Consider the following 15,073-nt stretch of genomic DNA (forward strand, 5'->3'; position numbering starts at 1 on the left):
GTGTTTCCGTCCTGACGCCGGTGGCCCCCGCCCCACGCTAGGGACGCCTCCAGGAGGTCCCGGCGACGCCACGCCGGTCAGTGACGCCACGCCGGTCGGCGCGCGACGGCCGGTCGGAGGCGCGACCGTCCCCCGACAGGGCGGCGGGCGATCAGGTGGTGGCCGGCCGCACCGGCCGCTCAGCCCGTCGCCGCGGTCATCCGCCGCAGCCCCGTGTACTGGAGCCCGGTGTAGACCGCCACGATCACCGCGCCGATCAGCAGCAACACCACCCCCGTGCCGTTGAGCGGCATGACGTCGGCGACGGCCGTCACCAGGCAGCCGGCCGCGCACACGGCGTTGACCGCGACGACGGTCCTGGCCAGGGCGGCCGGGATCACCGGGTAGCCCGCGATCAGGGCGAGGCAGGCCGCCCCGCCGAGCTGGAAGATCCCGAACGCCATCGCGAAGGCGACCGGCATCCCGGTCAGGGAGCCCAGCGGCGCGGCGGCCGCGACGAGGACGAGGCCCATCACGGCGGTGCTCGCGCTGTCCACGCGCAGCACCAGACGGAGGAAGCGGGCGGCGTCCGTGGCAGGGGACGGAACGGCGGTCGGGGCGAGGGTGTGCGACATCATGGGTCTCCGTAAGTTGTTGGGTGGCCCGGGAGGGCCGGGTGTGGCTTATGGGGTCTTGCCTTCAGTGGCTTCGAAGGAGTGGCCGTCCGGCTCTCCGGGGCGCCCTGGCTGCTGATTGAGATGTGCGCGCTGTGTGCGGTCGCTGATTGCGGAGATGACAGCGGGGTGTTCCTCGGGCCGACGGCATGTCGTGTGGGACGAGGAGGGGTTCGTGAGCAAGGGGAAAGAGCAGGTCTGGGCCGGTGTCGATGCGGGCAAGGGGCATCACTGGGCGGCTGTGGTCGATGGGACCGGTGCGACCCTGTGGTCGAAGAAGGTCGACAACGACGAGTCGGCGATCCTGACCGCGCTCGGCGAGATCCTCGACCTGGCGGACCAGGTCCACTGGGCGGTGGACATCTCCGGTACGTCCTCCGCGCTGCTGCCGGCCCTGCTCGCGGCCCACGGCCGGCGGGCCGTCCACGTGCCCGGGCGCACGGTCAACCGCATGTCGGGGGCCTACCGGGGTGAGGCGAAGACCGACGCCCGCGACGCCTACGTCATCGCCGAAACCGCCCGCCACCGCAGCGACTTCGCCGCCATCGGCGTGCCGGCCCAGCTGGCCGCCGACCTCGCGCTGCTGACCGCCCACCGCTCCGACCTGGTGGCCGACCGGGTCCGGATGATCAACCGGCTCCGCGACATGCTGACCGGCGTCTTCCCCGCCCTGGAACGGGCCTTCGACCACAGCTCGCAGAAGGGCGCACTGGTCCTGCCGACGGGCTACCGGACCCCGGCCGCGATCCGCCGCCGCGGCCGGGCGCGGCTGACGGCCTGGCTCGCCAACCGCAGCGTCCGCGGGGCCGACGCGGTCGCCGCGACCGCGCTGGAAGCCGCCCACGCCCAGCAGACCGCGCTGCCCGGCGAGGACGTCGCCGCCCAGATCGTCGCCGACCTGGCCACGCAGATCCTGACCCTGGACGACCGCCTGAAGCGGATCGACCAGCAGATCCGCGACACCTTCCGCAGCCACCCGCAGGCCGAGATCATCGAGTCGATGCCCGGCATGGGCCCGATACTCGGCGCCGAGTTCGTCGTCGCGGCCGGCGACCTGGCGGCCTACGCCGACGCCGGCCACCTCGCCTCGGCGGCCGGGCTCGTGCCCGTCCCGCGCGACTCCGGACGCCGCACCGGCAGCCTGCACCGCCCCAAGCGCTACAGCCGCCGCCTGCGCCGGGTGTTCTACCTGTCCGCACAGACCAGCATCATCCGCGAGGGCCCGAACCGGGACTTCTGCCTCAAGAAGCGCGGCGAAGGCTGCAAACACGTCCAGGCCGTCATCGCCCTGGCCCGCCGTCGGGCCAGCGTCCTGTGGGCACTCCTGCGCGACAACCGAGTCTTCACCCCCGAGCTGCCGGTCGCGCAAGCGGCTTGACTTCATCATTGAGACTCCTTCGTGCGGCGGGTCGGTGACACCGTGTCATGCGGGAGGGCGGGGACTCCATGACCTCCCGGGTCAAGACCGCGGGGGGCGCGGCGCCATGGGTACGGTGGAGGCATGGAGATCCAAGAGCCTTCCCGTGTGGGCCCGTTGCTCCGGGCGTGGCGCCGCCGACGCAAGCTCAGCCAGCTCGAACTGGCCCTGCGGGCGGACTCCTCGACCCGGCACCTCTCCTGCGTCGAGACCGGTCGCGCCCGGCCGAGCCGTGAGCTGATCCTCCGGCTCGCCGACCACCTCGACATTCCGCTGCGGGATCGCAACGGCCTTCTGCTGGCCGCCGGTTACGCTCCCGCCTACCGGGAGTCACCGCTCGACAGCGAGCCGATGGCCATGGTCCGCTCCGCGATCAGGGCGATGCTCGCGGGCCACGAGCCGTACCCGGCCGCCGCGATCGACCGGATCTGGAACATCGTCGACCGCAACGACGCCATGTCCCTGCTCCTGGGCACCGTGCCGCCGCACCTGACGGAGTCGGGCGGCAACGTCATGCGGCTGATCCTCCACCCGGAGGGGCTCGCCTCCCAGTGCCTGAACTTCACCCAGGTCCGCGCCCACGCCCTGGGGCGGCTTCGGCACCAGGTCGACACCACCGGCCACGGCGACCTCCGGGAGCTGTACGAGGAGGTGTCCGCCTACCCGGCACCGCAGGGCCTCGACGCCGACCCCGGCCCGGTGGACCCGACCGGTATCGTCGCTCCGCTGCGCATCCGTACGCCCCTCGGCGACATGGCGTTCTTCAGTACGATCGCCACCTTCGGGGCCCCGGCCGACGTCACCCTGTCGGAGCTCGCGGTGGAGTCGTTCTTCCCGATGGACGAGCGGACGGACGCACTGCTGCGCACCCTGGCGTCGACGGGAGCCGGGGGCCGCTGACCGTACGGCCCGGAGCCCGCGCGCCGGAGCGTCCCGGGCGTCAGCGACGGCGCGGTTCGGAGCCGGAGCCCGACGCCGCGTGGGGATGTGCCCGGAAGTCCCGCCCCGCGCTCCGCAGTTGCTGGGCCCGCAGCCGGGCTGCCTGCTCGATCAGCAACCCGTCCACGTTCTCGGTGGCCCCGCGGCGTCCGCGCCGTACCAGCACCACCGCACACCACGCGCACACCCCGCCGATTCCTGCGAGCAACGCGACGAACGTCCCCATGAACCCCCCGATCCCCGTACCGCGGCAGTACCGGCGCTTCCCATGGTCGGCGTTCCCGCTGCCGCGGCACAAGGCCTGATCCCGGTTGACTTGATACCCCCAGGGGGTATCTTGGAACGAGTGGCCGCGATCTGGCGGCCCGGACGAGGGAGTGGGCCATGCAGACCGGTCTCAAGATCACGGCCTTCGCCGCGGGGCTCGCGGCTGTCTTCGGGTCGGCGTACACGGTGGGAGGGGCGCTGGAACCCGCCGCCGCGCCCAAGGAGCCGGCCCACCAGGACGCCCATGCGGAGAAGGAGCGCCCGGCGAAGAAGAAAGGCGCGGGGGAGTCCCGGGAGCTTCCCGGCGGCCTGCAGATCTCCCGCGACGGTTTCACACTCGACCTCGACACCCCGCGCGTCGAGGCGGGCGAGCCGACCGAACTGCGCTTCTCCGTCGTGGACGAGGACACCTCCCGCAAGGTGACCGCGTTCCGCCGCGAACACGGCAAGGAACTGCACCTGATCGTGGCGTCGGACGACCTCGCCACCTACCGGCACCTGCACCCCGTGCGGGCCGCCGACGGCACCTGGTCCGCCCCCGTCGAACTGCCCGAGGCCGGTGGCTACCGGGTCTTCGCCGACTTCACCCCGGACGCGGGGAACGCCGAGGGCGTCACCCTCGGCGCGGATCTCTCCGTGGCGGGTGACGCGCGCCCCGAGCCGCTGCCGGCCGCCGACCGGACGGTGACCGTCGACGGGTACGAGGTGACGCTGGCCGGGGCGTTGCGACCCGGCGCCGCCGGCGAACTCCGGCTGGAGGTCGAGAAGGACGGCAGGCCGGTCACCGACCTCCAGCCCTACCTCGGCGCGTACGGCCACCTCGTCGCGCTCCGCGCCGGCGACCTGGCGTACCTCCACGTCCACCCGAACGGCGAACCGGGCGACGGGCGGACGACGCCGGGCCCCGAGGTCTCCTTCACCGCGACCGCCCCGAGCAAGGGGGCCTACCGGCTGTTCCTCGACTTCCGGCACGAGGGGAAGGTCCGCACGGCCGCGTTCACCGTGCACGCCGGGGGCGCGTCCCCCGAGGAGTCCGCGCCGGAGGACGGGGAGTCCGCCGGTCACGGGCACTGAGGCCCGGCGCGGGCTTCCGTGCGCGCCGAGGGGCCTGCCCGGCGGGCCGGGACGGGGCGCGCCGCTCGACGGCCTCCGGTGCGCCGAGGCCGGGGCCGGCGGTCGCGGCATCACCGTCCCGAGGGGGCCGTGTTCGAGCATCGGCATCGTTGGCTTAGGCTTGCCTAACCTTCATTGCTGGCCAACCTGAGGACCCTCCATGCTCGGCTTCACCCGCGTGCGCCGCCACACCATCGCCGCCACGGCCACCACCGTCGCCCTCGCCGTCGCCCTGGTCGGCTGTTCCTCGGACGGCGACGGCGACCAGGACGGGGCGAAGGACACGGCCAGGAGCGGCGGCGCCTTCCCCGTCTCGATCAAGAGCTCGCTCGGCACCGCGAAGATCGAGGAGAAGCCCGAACGCATCGTCACCCTCGGCCAGGGCTCGGCCGAGACCGCGATAGCCCTCGGCCAGACCCCGGTCGGCATCGAGAGCTACCCGTGGGGCAGCGACAAGTCCGGCTACCTCCCGTGGATCAACGAGGCCGTCAAGAAGTCCGGCGACAAGCTGCCCAAGCAGTTCACCGGCGGCGAGGAGATCGACTTCGAGGCGATCACCGAGCTGGAGCCGGACGTCATCCTCGCCCCCTGGTCGGGCATCACGCAGAAGCAGTACGACGTCCTCAAGGACATCGCCCCCACGGTCGCCTACCCCGACCAGGCGTGGAGCACCGACTGGGACCAGCAGATCGACATCATCGGCAAGGCGCTCGGCCGCACGAAGGACACCGACGGCCTCAAGACGAAGATCGAGAAGCAGCTCGCCGACGCCGCGGCCACCCGGCCGAACTACAAGGACGTCACCTTCTCCTACATCTACAACTCCGGCCCCGGCACCCTCGGCGTCTTCAAGCCCGAGGAGCAGCGCGTCGAGATGGTCTCCTCGCTCGGCCTGAAGGTCGACCCGGTCGTCAACGGCTTCAAGGAGACCCCCGGCACCGACTCGGCCCTCATCGGCCTGGAGAACGCCGAGAAGCTCAAGGACAGCGACATCGTCTTCACGTTCTACACGGACGAGAAGAACCGCAAGGAGATCGAGGGGCAGAAGCTGTACGCCGAGATCCCCGCCATCAAGAAGGGCGCCGTCGTCGCGAGCAACGACAACTCCTTCGTCACCGCTTCCTCGATCATCAACCCGCTGACCGTGCCGTGGACGATCGAGCGCTACCTGCCGCTCATCGACCAGGCCGTCAAGACCGCCGGCAAGTAACCCCGCCCGGGTACCGGAACCACCGAGGCCACAAGGCACACTCCACTCCCATGGCAACCACCACGGTCGCACCCCCGAGCGGCGCCGGTACCTCCCGTACCGGCGCCGCTCGGGTGGCGTTCCTCCTGCTCCTCGGCCTGGCAGCGCTGGCGGTCGCGCTCGGCGCCAGTGTCATGTTCGGCAGCCGCTCCACCTCGTTGGGCGAGGTCGTCGCCGTCCTCCGGGGCACCGCCGAACCCAACGTCACCGTCATCGTCGAGAGCCGCTACCCCCGCACCGCCCTCGGTGTCCTCGCCGGACTCTGCCTCGCGGTCGCGGGCACCCTCATGCAGGGCGTCTCGCGCAACCCGCTGGCCGAACCGGGCCTTCTCGGCATCAACGCCGGCGCCTCCGCGAGCATCGTCGCCGCGACCGCCTGGCTCGGGGCCTCCGGCGCCACCGACACGATGTGGTGGGCGCTGCCCGGAGCACTGGCCGCCGGCGTCCTCGTCCACGTCATCGGTTCCGCCGGTACGGGGACGAGCGTGGTGCGCCTGGTGCTCGCCGGAGCGGTGCTCACCGCCGTCCTGATGGCGTTCATCCAGGCCGTGACCCTCAGCAAGCCCCAGGTCTTCGACAGCTACCGCTACTGGGTCGTCGGCGCGCTCGGCGGCCGGGACTTCGACGTGTTCTGGTCCGTCCTGCCGTTCGCCGCCGTCGGCTTCCTGCTGGCCCTCGCCCTCGGCCCCGGCCTCAACGCCCTGGCCCTCGGCGACGCGACCGCCGTCGCCCTCGGCTCGCACCCCGGACGCACACGGGGCGGCGGACTGCTCGCCGCCACCCTGCTCAGCGCCGCCGCGACCGCCGCCGTGGGCCCGATCGCCTTCGTCGGCCTCGCCGTCCCGCACGTCGTACGGGCCCTGGTCGGCGTCGACTTCCGCGCCCAGATCCTCTTCTCGGCCCTGCTCGGCCCCACCCTGCTGCTCCTCGCGGACGTGGTGGGCCGGGTCGTCATGCGGCCCACCGAACTCATGGTCGGTGTCGTCACCGCCTTCATCGGCGCACCCGCGCTGCTCATCGCCGTACGCAGGATGCGGGGCACCTCATGACCGTCACCGACCGCGCCGCCCCCGCCCGCACGTCCCGTCGTGGCTGTCTGACCATCGGCAGCACCGTGGCGATACCCGTACGCCGGGCCTCCGTGCTCGTGGGCGGCGGGCTCCTCGTCCTTCTCCTCGCGGCCGCCGTGGCGACCCTGGCCTGGGGGCGCCTCGGCATCGACCTCGCCGACCTGCCGGCCGTCCTCGTCGGGGACGCCGAGGGCAAGGACCGGTTCGTCTTCAACCGGCTGCGCGGCCCCCGCCTCACCGTCGCCATCGGGGTCGGCGCGGCGCTCGGCCTCTCCGGCGCGCTGTTCCAGTCCGTCACCCGCAATCCGCTCGGCAGCCCGGACGTCATCGGGCTCTCCGCCGGAGCGGGCGCGGGCGCCGCGTTCTGCGCGCTGATGTTCCCCGACACGGTCCCCGTGCCGGTGGGAGCCCTCATCGGCGCGATCCTGGCGATGGCCCTCGTGTACGTCTCGACCGGCACCGGCTTCCGTAACCCCGCCCGGCTCGTCATCGCCGGCATCGGGGTCGCCGCGATGGGCGCGGCCGTCACCCAGTACGTCGTCTACGCCCTGGAACGCGACAAGGCGTCCGTTCTCACCGCCTACGTCAACGGCAGCCTGACGGCCCGCTCCTGGACCGACGCCACCACCGTCTGGCTGGTCCTCCTCGCCGCCGTCCCGGCCGCCGCGCTGATCTCCCGGCGGCTCGACATCGGGGAGATGGGCGACGACATCGCCGAGGCGCTCGGCTCGGAACCGAAGAAGGCCAAGACCCTGGCGGTGGTCCTGGCCATCGCCCTCTCGGCCGCCGCGGTCAGCGTCTCGGGTCCCATCGCCTTCATCGCTCTGACCGCGCCCCAGATCGCCCGGCGCCTCGCCCGTGGCTCCGGCCCCCACCTGGTGCTCTCCGCGCTCACCGGCGGTCTGCTGCTGGTGCTCGCGGACCTGTGCTCCCAGCAGCTGACGCTCTTCGACGACCTCCCGGTCGGGATCTACACCATGGCGATCGGCGGCGCGTACCTCGGATGGCTGCTGGTACGGGAGTGGCGCAAGGGAGTGCTCTGAGGCCCCGCCGGTCCCCGCCGGGTCACCGGTCGCGGTCCGTCGCGTGCCCGGCCGGGCCCCGCCGGGCACCCCGTACCGGCGGGCACGGCTTCGGCGTTCCGAGGCGGGGAGTTCGGCCGCGAGGCGGAGGCCGGCGGCGCGTCGGAGCGACGACGACTGGTCACGTACAGGTTCGTGGACCATACTGCCCGCCGTGGAGCAGAGCATAGATTCGAACAAGAAGCCCGAGTTCGCCGCAGGCACCGACCCGGCGTTCATCCCCCTGCCCGGACTGGCGGCGCCCGTCGCGCCCCGGAAGCCCGAAGCGGAACCGGAGACCGACCCCGAGGCGGCCGGGCCGGAGGCGGAAGCGGAACGCGACGAGGAGCTCGAGGCCGCTCCGGAGGACGCCGTAGCGGAGACCGACGCCGAGGAGGGCCCCGTCTTCGAGGTCAGCGACCGGCGGGGTTCGATCCGGGTGGCCAGGGAAGGCGTCCGCTTCCGTCTGGACGACCAGGAGGCCGAGTTCGGCTGGGACGAGATCGGCGCGGTGGAGACCACCCCGGCCCGCTTCGGCCGTCGGTTCACGGTGACCGTCCACCTCTCGACCCGCCGCTGGTTCAACGCCGAGGTCGAGGCGGGCAGCCGCAGCGAACTCAAGGGGTGGCCGGCCGAGCTGGACAAGGCCCTGGACGCCTACTTCGAGGAGTCCTGAGCGCTCACGCGCGGGACACCCCCGAGTGGGTGTCCCGTCCGTCGGGCCGGTCGCGGCGACCGGGCCCGGTCGGGGCGCTCGGGCGGCCGGGTCCGGCCGGGGCCTCCGAGCGGTCCGGACGGATCGTGCGGCGCGGGCGTCCGGTCCGCCCGTGCGGCCCCGGACCAGGGCGTCAGGGCTTCTCCCGCCCGCGCCCCCGGACGCGTAGCACGATGTAACCGATCAGGGCGACGGCGGCCAGCGCCAGCACGACCTTGGACACAACACCCACGTACGTTCCGACCACGTCCCACTGGTCGCCGAGCCAGTACCCGGTCATCACCAGCACGGTGTTCCACACCAGGCTGCCCGTCGCCGTCAGTGCGACGAACACCGGCAGCGGCATGCGCTCCACACCCGCGGGCACCGAGATCAGGCTCCGGAACACCGGCACCATGCGGCCCAGCAGAACCGCCTTGGTGCCGTGCCGCGCGAACCACTCCTCCGTCCGTACGAGGTCGGACGCCTTGACCAGCGGCAACTTCGCCCACCACGCGTGCATCCGCTCCCGGCCGAACACGGCGCCGACGCCGTACAGCACCACCGCCCCGACGACCGAGCCGAGCGTCGTCCAGAACAGCGCGGAGGCGATGCTGAGCACGCCCTGCGAGGCCGCGAAGCCGGTCAGCGGCAGGATGACCTCACTGGGCAGCGGCGGGAACAGGTTCTCCAGCGCGATCGCCGCACCCGCGCCGGGCCCGCCGAACGTCTCGACGAGCCCGGCGGCCCAGCCGGCGATGCCCCCCTGGGGCTCCGAGGCGGCGAGAAGCCGCCGGGCCGCCGCCGAGGAGAGGGTCAGGTCCATACCTCCATGGTGGCAGGCCCGGATCAGGCTCCGTCGAGCACCACCGAGCGGCTCAGGTGACGCGGCAGATCGGGGTCGAGCCCGCGTGCGGCCGCCCTGGCGAGGGCGAGGCGCTGCACGCGTACGAGATCGGCCAGCGGGTCGAGCGGGCCGTCCACCCACGTGGCGCCCGTCGCGCGCACCTGCTCCGGAAGGCCCTCGGGCGCCTCCCCGAACATCCAGGTGGCGGTCCCCGCCGTGGAGATGCTGATGGGGCCGTGGCGGTACTCCATCGCGGGGTACGACTCCGTCCAGGACAGCGACGCCTCCTTCATCTTCAGCGCCGCCTCGTGGGCCAGGCCGACCGTCCACCCCCGGCCGAGGAAGGAGAACTGCGTGCACTCCAGGAGCCCGTCGGGCAGCGGCTCGGCGAGCGCGGTCTCCGCGTCCGCGACCACCCGCTCGGCGTGCAGGCCGAGGTGGGCCCGCAGCAGGGTGAGGGCGGTCGTGGCGAACCGGGTCTGGACGACGGACCGCTCGTCGGCGAAGTCCAGGACGACGAGGTCGTCGGCGGCCGCCCGGACGGGGGTCTCCGGATCGGCGGTGACCGCCACCGTGCGGGTGGTGCCGCGCAGCCGGTTCAGCAGCTCCAGCACCTCGGTGGTGGTCCCCGAGCGGGTCAGCGCGACGACCCGGTCGTACCCGCGGCCGACGGGGAACTCGGAGGCGGCGAAGGCGTCCGACTCGCCGTGGCCGGAGCTCTCGCGGAGCCCGGCGTAGGCCTGCGCCATGTAGAAGGAGGTACCGCAGCCGACGACCGCGATCCGCTCGCCCGCGGCGGGCAGGGCGGCTGCCTCGGGGCCACCGGCCAGGGCGGCGGCGCGCCGCCAGCAATCGGGCTGACTGGCTGTCTCGGTCTCTCGGCATACGACACGTCTGCACTCCACGGGAACGAGGTGGACCACGGCAGCGGGGCTGAGCGGGACCGGCCTCGGCCCACCCGCCCGCATGTAGAATTCTGCACGCTACATGCAGTTATCGAACAAAAACAAGCAAGCCGCAGGTGGGAGGCGGGCTCCTGGAGACCGCTGTGCGACGCTTGCGGCGGTCCGGCCCCCGGCGACCGCGTTCCCGCGAAGCGCGGTGCCCGCGCCGGACGGTGAGGAGACGCTCTTGTCCAGGGACGCCCGGTGGGACGCGCTGCTGGAACTGGTCGGCAAGCACGGCAGGGTGGACGTCGAGGAGGCGGCGGGGACGCTCGACGTCTCGGCCGCCACCATCCGCCGCGACCTGGACCAACTCGCCGAGCAGCACCTGCTCACCCGCACCCGCGGCGGGGCGGTGGCGCACGGGGTCTCCTACGAACTGGCGCTCCGCTACAAGACGGGCCGCCACGCGCCGGAGAAGCAGGCCATCGGCCGCGCGGTGTCCGGCCTCGTGGCCGTCGGCGAGGTCGTCGGCCTGACCGGCGGGACGACCGTGACCGAAGTGGCCAGGGCGCTGGCGGTGCGCCCGGACATCGTGGGCGAGGCGACGGTGGCGGGCGGGCAGCCGACGCTGACCGTGGTGACCAACGCCCTCAACATCGCAAGCGAACTGGCGATCCGGCCGCAGATCAAGATGGTCGTGACGGGCGGGGTCGCGCGGCCCCAGTCGTACGAGTTGACGGGCCCGCTCGCGGTCGGGGTGATGAACGAGATCACCCTGGACATCGCGGTGCTCGGGGTGAACGCCATCGACATCGAACGCGGCGCCTACGTCCACCACGAGGGCGAGGCCAGCGTCAACCGGCTGCTCGCGGAACGGGCGCAGCGGGTGGTGGTGGCGGCCGACTCGTCGAAGATCGGCAAGCGGGCGTTCGCACGGGTCTGCGATCTGGGGCTGGTCGACGTCCTGGTCACCGACTCCCGCATCGGCGCGGAGGCGAGGGACCGCTTCGGTGAGGCGGGGGTCCAGGTCATCACGGTCTGAGCGCGGAGGTCCGCCGGATACGGTGCGGGTGTGCGGGCCCACGCCGGGCCGATCGGACGGCGGGGGCGCGAGCGCTCCGGCGCGTGCGGGATGTCATGAACCGATACCGGTCGGGTACCGGAAACGACATGAAGGCCGAGTTCGCCGTGTCGCTGGTACGCCGAACGGGTGAGGGGCGAGAGGATTGCCCGATGAACAGTGAGTGCAGCCGGTGCGAACCCGCCCGGCTCGACGACGGGGTGGGCCTGTGAGCAGGTACGACAGGTATGACCGATACGACGCCACCGATGAACAGTGGGAAGGGCTCGCCCAGGTCGTACCGTTGCGCGGCCGGGACGAGTGGCCGTCCAGGATCGACCACCGCACCGTCCCGGACGAGCGCGCGGCCGAACAGCGACGCCTCGTCGTGCTGCGGGTGCAGGTCTTCGCGGACGCGCGGGAGGTGGCCGAGTACCTGGTCGCCCAGGTGCCGGTGCTGCTCGATCTGACGGCGGCGGAGACGGATGTGGCGAAGCGGATTCTCGACTTCAGCAGCGGTGTGGTCTTCGGCCTCGGCAGCGGCATGCACCGCGTCGACCGCAACGTCTTCCTGCTCTCGCCGGAAGGTATGGAGGTCGAGGGGGTCACTCCGGCGGGTATCGCCCATTCGTAGCTGTGGCCGGGGACGCAGTCGTCGTCGCGGTGGCCGTGGGGAGTGGCAGCCGGGCGGCAGCCGGATCGGACAGCCGCCCTCGGCCTCACCGCGCGGCGTCCGGGGCCCGGAGACGGGCGTGCGGACGGGCGTTGTCGGTGGCCGGTGATAGACCTGGGTCCGTGAAAGACATCGATGTGGCAGAACTGCAGCGTCGGCTGGCCGCGTTCGCCGCGGCGCGGGACTGGGGTCAGTACCACACCCCGAAGAACCTGGCGGCCGCGCTCAGCGTCGAGGCGTCCGAACTCCTGGAGATCTTCCAGTGGCTGACGCCCGAACAGTCCGCCGCGGTCATGGAGGACGCGGGGACAGCTCATCGGGTCACCGACGAGGTCGCGGACGTGTTCGCCTATCTCCTGCAGTTCTGCGAGGTGTTGGGCATCGACCCGACGGCAGCCCTGGTGGCCAAGTTGGAGCGGAACGAGAAGCGTTTCCCCCTCTCGGGTGCCCCGGAACCCGGTGATCGTCACTCTTCGGAGTGATCGAGTTATCCACATTCGACTTCGTGTCCACAGATTTCCGATTTCCTCTGGCCTTACGGTGCTGTAGACCTCACTGTGGGTAATGAATGAGGTGAGCGGGTTTTCGTACGGACGGGGGAGACAGATGGAAGCGGAGCGACTCATCGAGGTCGGGAGGCGGGCGCTGGCGGGCAGCCGGGGCGCGCTGGACGTCATGGCGGAGGCGTGGCAGGCCCAGGCGCTCGCGAGGGCCGTCGGCAGCCGGCTGGCGGTGTGCGGGCCCCTGGAGTTACGGAGCGAGGCGCGGGCGCTGGCGGAGATCGGCGCCGGCTGCTCGGCGCTGGACCACCCCTCGGTGTTCTCCGGTGGCGCTCGGGCGGCGCAGTTGTCCGGGATGGCCGAGGTGCGGCCGACCCTGGCCGCCCTCGCGCTGCTGCTCGGTGAGGCGGGGATCGCTCTGGTCGGAGTGGCCTGCGACACCGGGGAGGACAATCTCTACTGGCAGTGCATCGAGGCGATGGACGCGGCGGACGAGTCGCTGGACCGCGTCCACGGGATGCTGAGACGGCTGTCCGAGCGGGAGCGGGAGCGCGACGGCCCCTACGGCGGCATACGCGGCCCCGCCGCGTCGGCGGCCGGGCCCTGAGAAGAATCCGGGAAAGCCCGGCGCGGGGGAGCCGAGGTGGTCCGGCCGGGCTGATGAGGAGGACCCCGTGCCGGAGGGGCAGGATGGAGGTATGGATCTTCGCATCTTCACCGAGCCCCACCAGGGGGCCGACTACGACACCTTGCTCACCGTGGCCAAGGCCACCGAGGACCTGGGCTTCGACGCCTTCTACCGCTCCGACCACTACCTCCGGATGGGTTCCGGCGACGGCCTGCCCGGCCCGACCGACGCCTGGATCACCCTGGCGGGGCTGGCGCGCGAGACCCGGCGCATCCGGCTGGGCACGCTGATGACCGCGGGCACCTTCCGGCTTCCGGGTGTTCTGGCCATCCAGGTGGCCCAGGTCGACCAGATGTCCGGCGGCCGGATCGAACTGGGCCTGGGGGCGGGCTGGTTCGAGGAGGAGCACCGGGCCTACGGCATTCCGTTCCCGAAGGAGAAGTTCGGCCGGCTGGAGGAGCAGCTCGCGATCGTCACCGGTCTGTGGGCGACGGAGGTCGGCAAGACCTTCAGCTACGACGGCACCTACTACCAGCTCACCGACTCGCCCGCGCTGCCCAAGCCCGCCCAGGCCAAGGTGCCCGTCCTGATCGGCGGTCACGGTGCGACCCGCACCCCGAGGCTCGCCGCGCAGTACGCGGACGAGTTCAACATCCCGTTCGCCTCGCTGGAGGACAGCGAGACCCAGTTCGGCCGGGTCCGGGCCGCCGCGCAGGCGCACGGACGCTCGCCGGACGACCTCGTGTACTCCAACGCGCTGATCGTCTGCACGGGCAAGGACGACGCCGAGGTCGCCCGGCGCGCTGCGGCCATCGGCCGGGACGTGGAGGAGCTCAAGGCGAACGGACTGGCGGGATCGCCCGCCGAAGTGGTCGACAAGATCGGCCGCTACGGGGCGATCGGCTCGTCGAGGATCTATCTCCAGATCCTCGACCTGGACGACCTGGACCACCTGGAACTGATCTCCTCGCAGATCCAGTCCCAGCTGACCTGACCTGACCTGACCTGAAGTGGAGATGGCTGTGAGCACCCGTGGCACGCTCGCCGACGCGCTGGACGCCGGGCCCGTCCTGCTGGACGGCGGGCTCTCCAACCAACTGGAGGCGCAGGGCTGCGACCTGTCCGACGCGCTCTGGTCGGCCCGGCTGCTGGCCGACGCACCGGAACAGATCGAGGCCGCACATCTGGCCTACCTGCGGGCGGGTGCGCGGGTGCTCATCACGGCCAGCTATCAGGCCACCTTCGAAGGGTTCGGGCGGTACGGGATCGACCGGGCCGGGACCGAGGCTCTGCTCGCCCGCAGCGTGCGGCTGGCCCGGCGCGCCGCCGACTCGGCGCGCCGGGCCGATCCCGGACGGCAGGGCTGGGTCGCCGCGTCGGTCGGACCGTACGGGGCGATGCTCGCGGACGGCAGCGAGTACCGGGGCCGTTACGGGCTGAGCGTCCGGGAGCTGGAGCGCTTCCACCGCCCACGGGTGGAGGCCCTGGCCGCTGCCGGGCCCGACGCCCTGGCGCTGGAGACGGTGCCGGACCTGGACGAGGCCGAGGCCCTGGTCCGGGTGGCCGAGGAGACCGGGCTGCCGTACTGGCTCTCGTACAGCGTGGCGGGCGGCCGGACACGGGCCGGTCAGCCGCTGGAGGAAGCGTTCGCGGTGGCGGCGGGGCGGGACTCCGTCCTCGCGGTCGGGGTCAATTGCTGCGACCCGGACGAGGTGCAGGAGGCCGTGGAGCAGGCGGCCGCGGTCACGGGCAGGCCCGCCGTGGTCTACCCGAACAGCGGGGAGGACTGGGACGCGGTGGCGCGGGGGTGGACCGGGCGCGGAACGTTCGACGCGGGGCGGGTGCGGGGCTGGCTCCGGGCCGGTGCCCGGCTCGTCGGGGGCTGCTGCCGGGTGGGACCGGACCGGACAGCCGAACTGGCCGGCCAGCTGGAGGCGTAGACGGGCTGGGTGCGCAGGGCGAGAGCGTGCAGGGCAAGGAGGCGCGGCGAAAATACCTGGTGGGGGCAGGGGGCG

17 protein-coding genes are annotated in these 15,073 nt (G+C 72.5%); 13 read left to right on the forward strand and 4 right to left on the reverse strand.

What is annotated here, in order from left to right; translation table 11 throughout:
- Nucleotides 1-179: 179 nt before the first annotated feature.
- Nucleotides 180-614 (reverse strand): hypothetical protein, encoded by a 435-nt coding sequence (locus QFZ71_RS24740; protein WP_307671572.1) that lies wholly within the window; start codon nt 612-614, stop codon nt 180-182.
- Between the two features lie 214 nt (nt 615-828).
- On the opposite strand from QFZ71_RS24740, the gene QFZ71_RS24745 reads away from it, so the two are divergent.
- Nucleotides 829-2,031 carry an IS110 family transposase gene (locus QFZ71_RS24745; protein ID WP_307670355.1) on the forward strand — a complete coding sequence of 401 codons (1,203 nt, stop codon included), beginning with the start codon at nt 829-831 and terminating at the stop codon, nt 2,029-2,031.
- A 123-nt stretch (nt 2,032-2,154) separates the two neighbouring features.
- Nucleotides 2,155-2,970 carry a helix-turn-helix domain-containing protein gene (locus QFZ71_RS24750; RefSeq protein ID WP_307670356.1) on the forward strand — a complete coding sequence of 272 codons (816 nt, stop codon included), beginning with the start codon at nt 2,155-2,157 and terminating at the stop codon, nt 2,968-2,970.
- 40 nt (nt 2,971-3,010) lie between these two features.
- Here the strand turns inward: QFZ71_RS24750 and QFZ71_RS24755 are convergent, their stop codons facing one another.
- Nucleotides 3,011-3,235 carry a hypothetical protein gene (locus QFZ71_RS24755; RefSeq protein ID WP_307670357.1) on the reverse strand — a complete coding sequence of 75 codons (225 nt, stop codon included), beginning with the start codon at nt 3,233-3,235 and terminating at the stop codon, nt 3,011-3,013.
- Between the two features lie 158 nt (nt 3,236-3,393).
- Here QFZ71_RS24755 and QFZ71_RS24760 point away from each other — a divergent pair, with 158 nt between their 5' ends.
- The 5 genes from QFZ71_RS24760 to QFZ71_RS24780 all read left to right on the forward strand — a co-directional run bounded on the left by QFZ71_RS24760 (nt 3,394) and on the right by QFZ71_RS24780 (nt 8,445).
- Nucleotides 3,394-4,350 (forward strand): hypothetical protein, encoded by a 957-nt coding sequence (locus QFZ71_RS24760; RefSeq protein ID WP_307670358.1) that lies wholly within the window; start codon nt 3,394-3,396, stop codon nt 4,348-4,350.
- A 199-nt stretch (nt 4,351-4,549) separates the two neighbouring features.
- A complete protein-coding gene (locus QFZ71_RS24765) occupies nt 4,550-5,599 on the forward strand; it encodes an iron-siderophore ABC transporter substrate-binding protein (protein ID WP_307670359.1) in 1,050 nt (349 codons plus the stop codon).
- Between the two features lie 50 nt (nt 5,600-5,649).
- Nucleotides 5,650-6,687 (forward strand): iron ABC transporter permease, encoded by a 1,038-nt coding sequence (locus QFZ71_RS24770; protein ID WP_307670360.1) that lies wholly within the window; start codon nt 5,650-5,652, stop codon nt 6,685-6,687.
- Nucleotides 6,684-7,751 carry an iron chelate uptake ABC transporter family permease subunit gene (locus tag QFZ71_RS24775; RefSeq protein ID WP_307670361.1) on the forward strand — a complete coding sequence of 356 codons (1,068 nt, stop codon included), beginning with the start codon at nt 6,684-6,686 and terminating at the stop codon, nt 7,749-7,751. Before QFZ71_RS24770 ends, QFZ71_RS24775 begins: the two co-directional genes overlap by 4 nt.
- 193 nt (nt 7,752-7,944) lie before the next feature.
- The gene (locus QFZ71_RS24780) at nt 7,945-8,445 is read left to right on the forward strand and encodes a hypothetical protein (RefSeq protein WP_307670362.1); all 501 of its coding nucleotides are present in this window, start codon (nt 7,945-7,947) and stop codon (nt 8,443-8,445) included.
- Between the two features lie 172 nt (nt 8,446-8,617).
- Here QFZ71_RS24780 and QFZ71_RS24785 read toward each other — a convergent pair whose 3' ends face one another.
- Entirely contained in the window at nt 8,618-9,289 is a 672-nt protein-coding gene (locus QFZ71_RS24785; RefSeq protein ID WP_307670363.1) for a DedA family protein, read from the reverse strand.
- Nucleotides 9,290-9,312: 23 nt separating this feature from the next.
- Nucleotides 9,313-10,215, reverse strand: a complete 903-nt coding sequence (locus QFZ71_RS24790; RefSeq protein WP_307670364.1) for an SIS domain-containing protein — start codon at nt 10,213-10,215, stop codon at nt 9,313-9,315.
- Between the two features lie 226 nt (nt 10,216-10,441).
- Here QFZ71_RS24790 and QFZ71_RS24795 point away from each other — a divergent pair, with 226 nt between their 5' ends.
- The 6 genes from QFZ71_RS24795 to mmuM all read left to right on the forward strand — a co-directional run bounded on the left by QFZ71_RS24795 (nt 10,442) and on the right by mmuM (nt 14,998).
- Complete coding sequence (locus tag QFZ71_RS24795) at nt 10,442-11,239, forward strand: DeoR/GlpR family DNA-binding transcription regulator (protein WP_307670365.1); 798 nt, start codon at nt 10,442-10,444, stop codon at nt 11,237-11,239.
- 247 nt (nt 11,240-11,486) lie between these two features.
- Nucleotides 11,487-11,891: a cell division protein SepF gene (locus QFZ71_RS24800; RefSeq protein ID WP_307670366.1), complete on the forward strand. Its 405-nt coding sequence runs from the start codon at nt 11,487-11,489 to the stop codon at nt 11,889-11,891.
- Between the two features lie 161 nt (nt 11,892-12,052).
- Nucleotides 12,053-12,412 (forward strand): nucleotide pyrophosphohydrolase, encoded by a 360-nt coding sequence (locus tag QFZ71_RS24805; protein ID WP_307670367.1) that lies wholly within the window; start codon nt 12,053-12,055, stop codon nt 12,410-12,412.
- 124 nt (nt 12,413-12,536) lie between these two features.
- Complete coding sequence (locus tag QFZ71_RS24810) at nt 12,537-13,037, forward strand: DUF6099 family protein (RefSeq protein ID WP_307670368.1); 501 nt, start codon at nt 12,537-12,539, stop codon at nt 13,035-13,037.
- Nucleotides 13,038-13,128: 91 nt separating this feature from the next.
- Complete coding sequence (locus tag QFZ71_RS24815; protein ID WP_307670369.1) at nt 13,129-14,052, forward strand: LLM class F420-dependent oxidoreductase; 924 nt, start codon at nt 13,129-13,131, stop codon at nt 14,050-14,052.
- Nucleotides 14,053-14,074: 22 nt separating this feature from the next.
- Nucleotides 14,075-14,998, forward strand: coding sequence for a homocysteine S-methyltransferase (gene mmuM, locus QFZ71_RS24820; protein WP_307670370.1), 924 nt, complete (start codon nt 14,075-14,077; stop codon nt 14,996-14,998).
- Nucleotides 14,999-15,073 lie beyond the last annotated feature (75 nt).

This window comes from Streptomyces sp. V2I9, assembly GCF_030817475.1.
Taxonomy (GTDB): Bacteria; Actinomycetota; Actinomycetes; order Streptomycetales; family Streptomycetaceae; genus Streptomyces.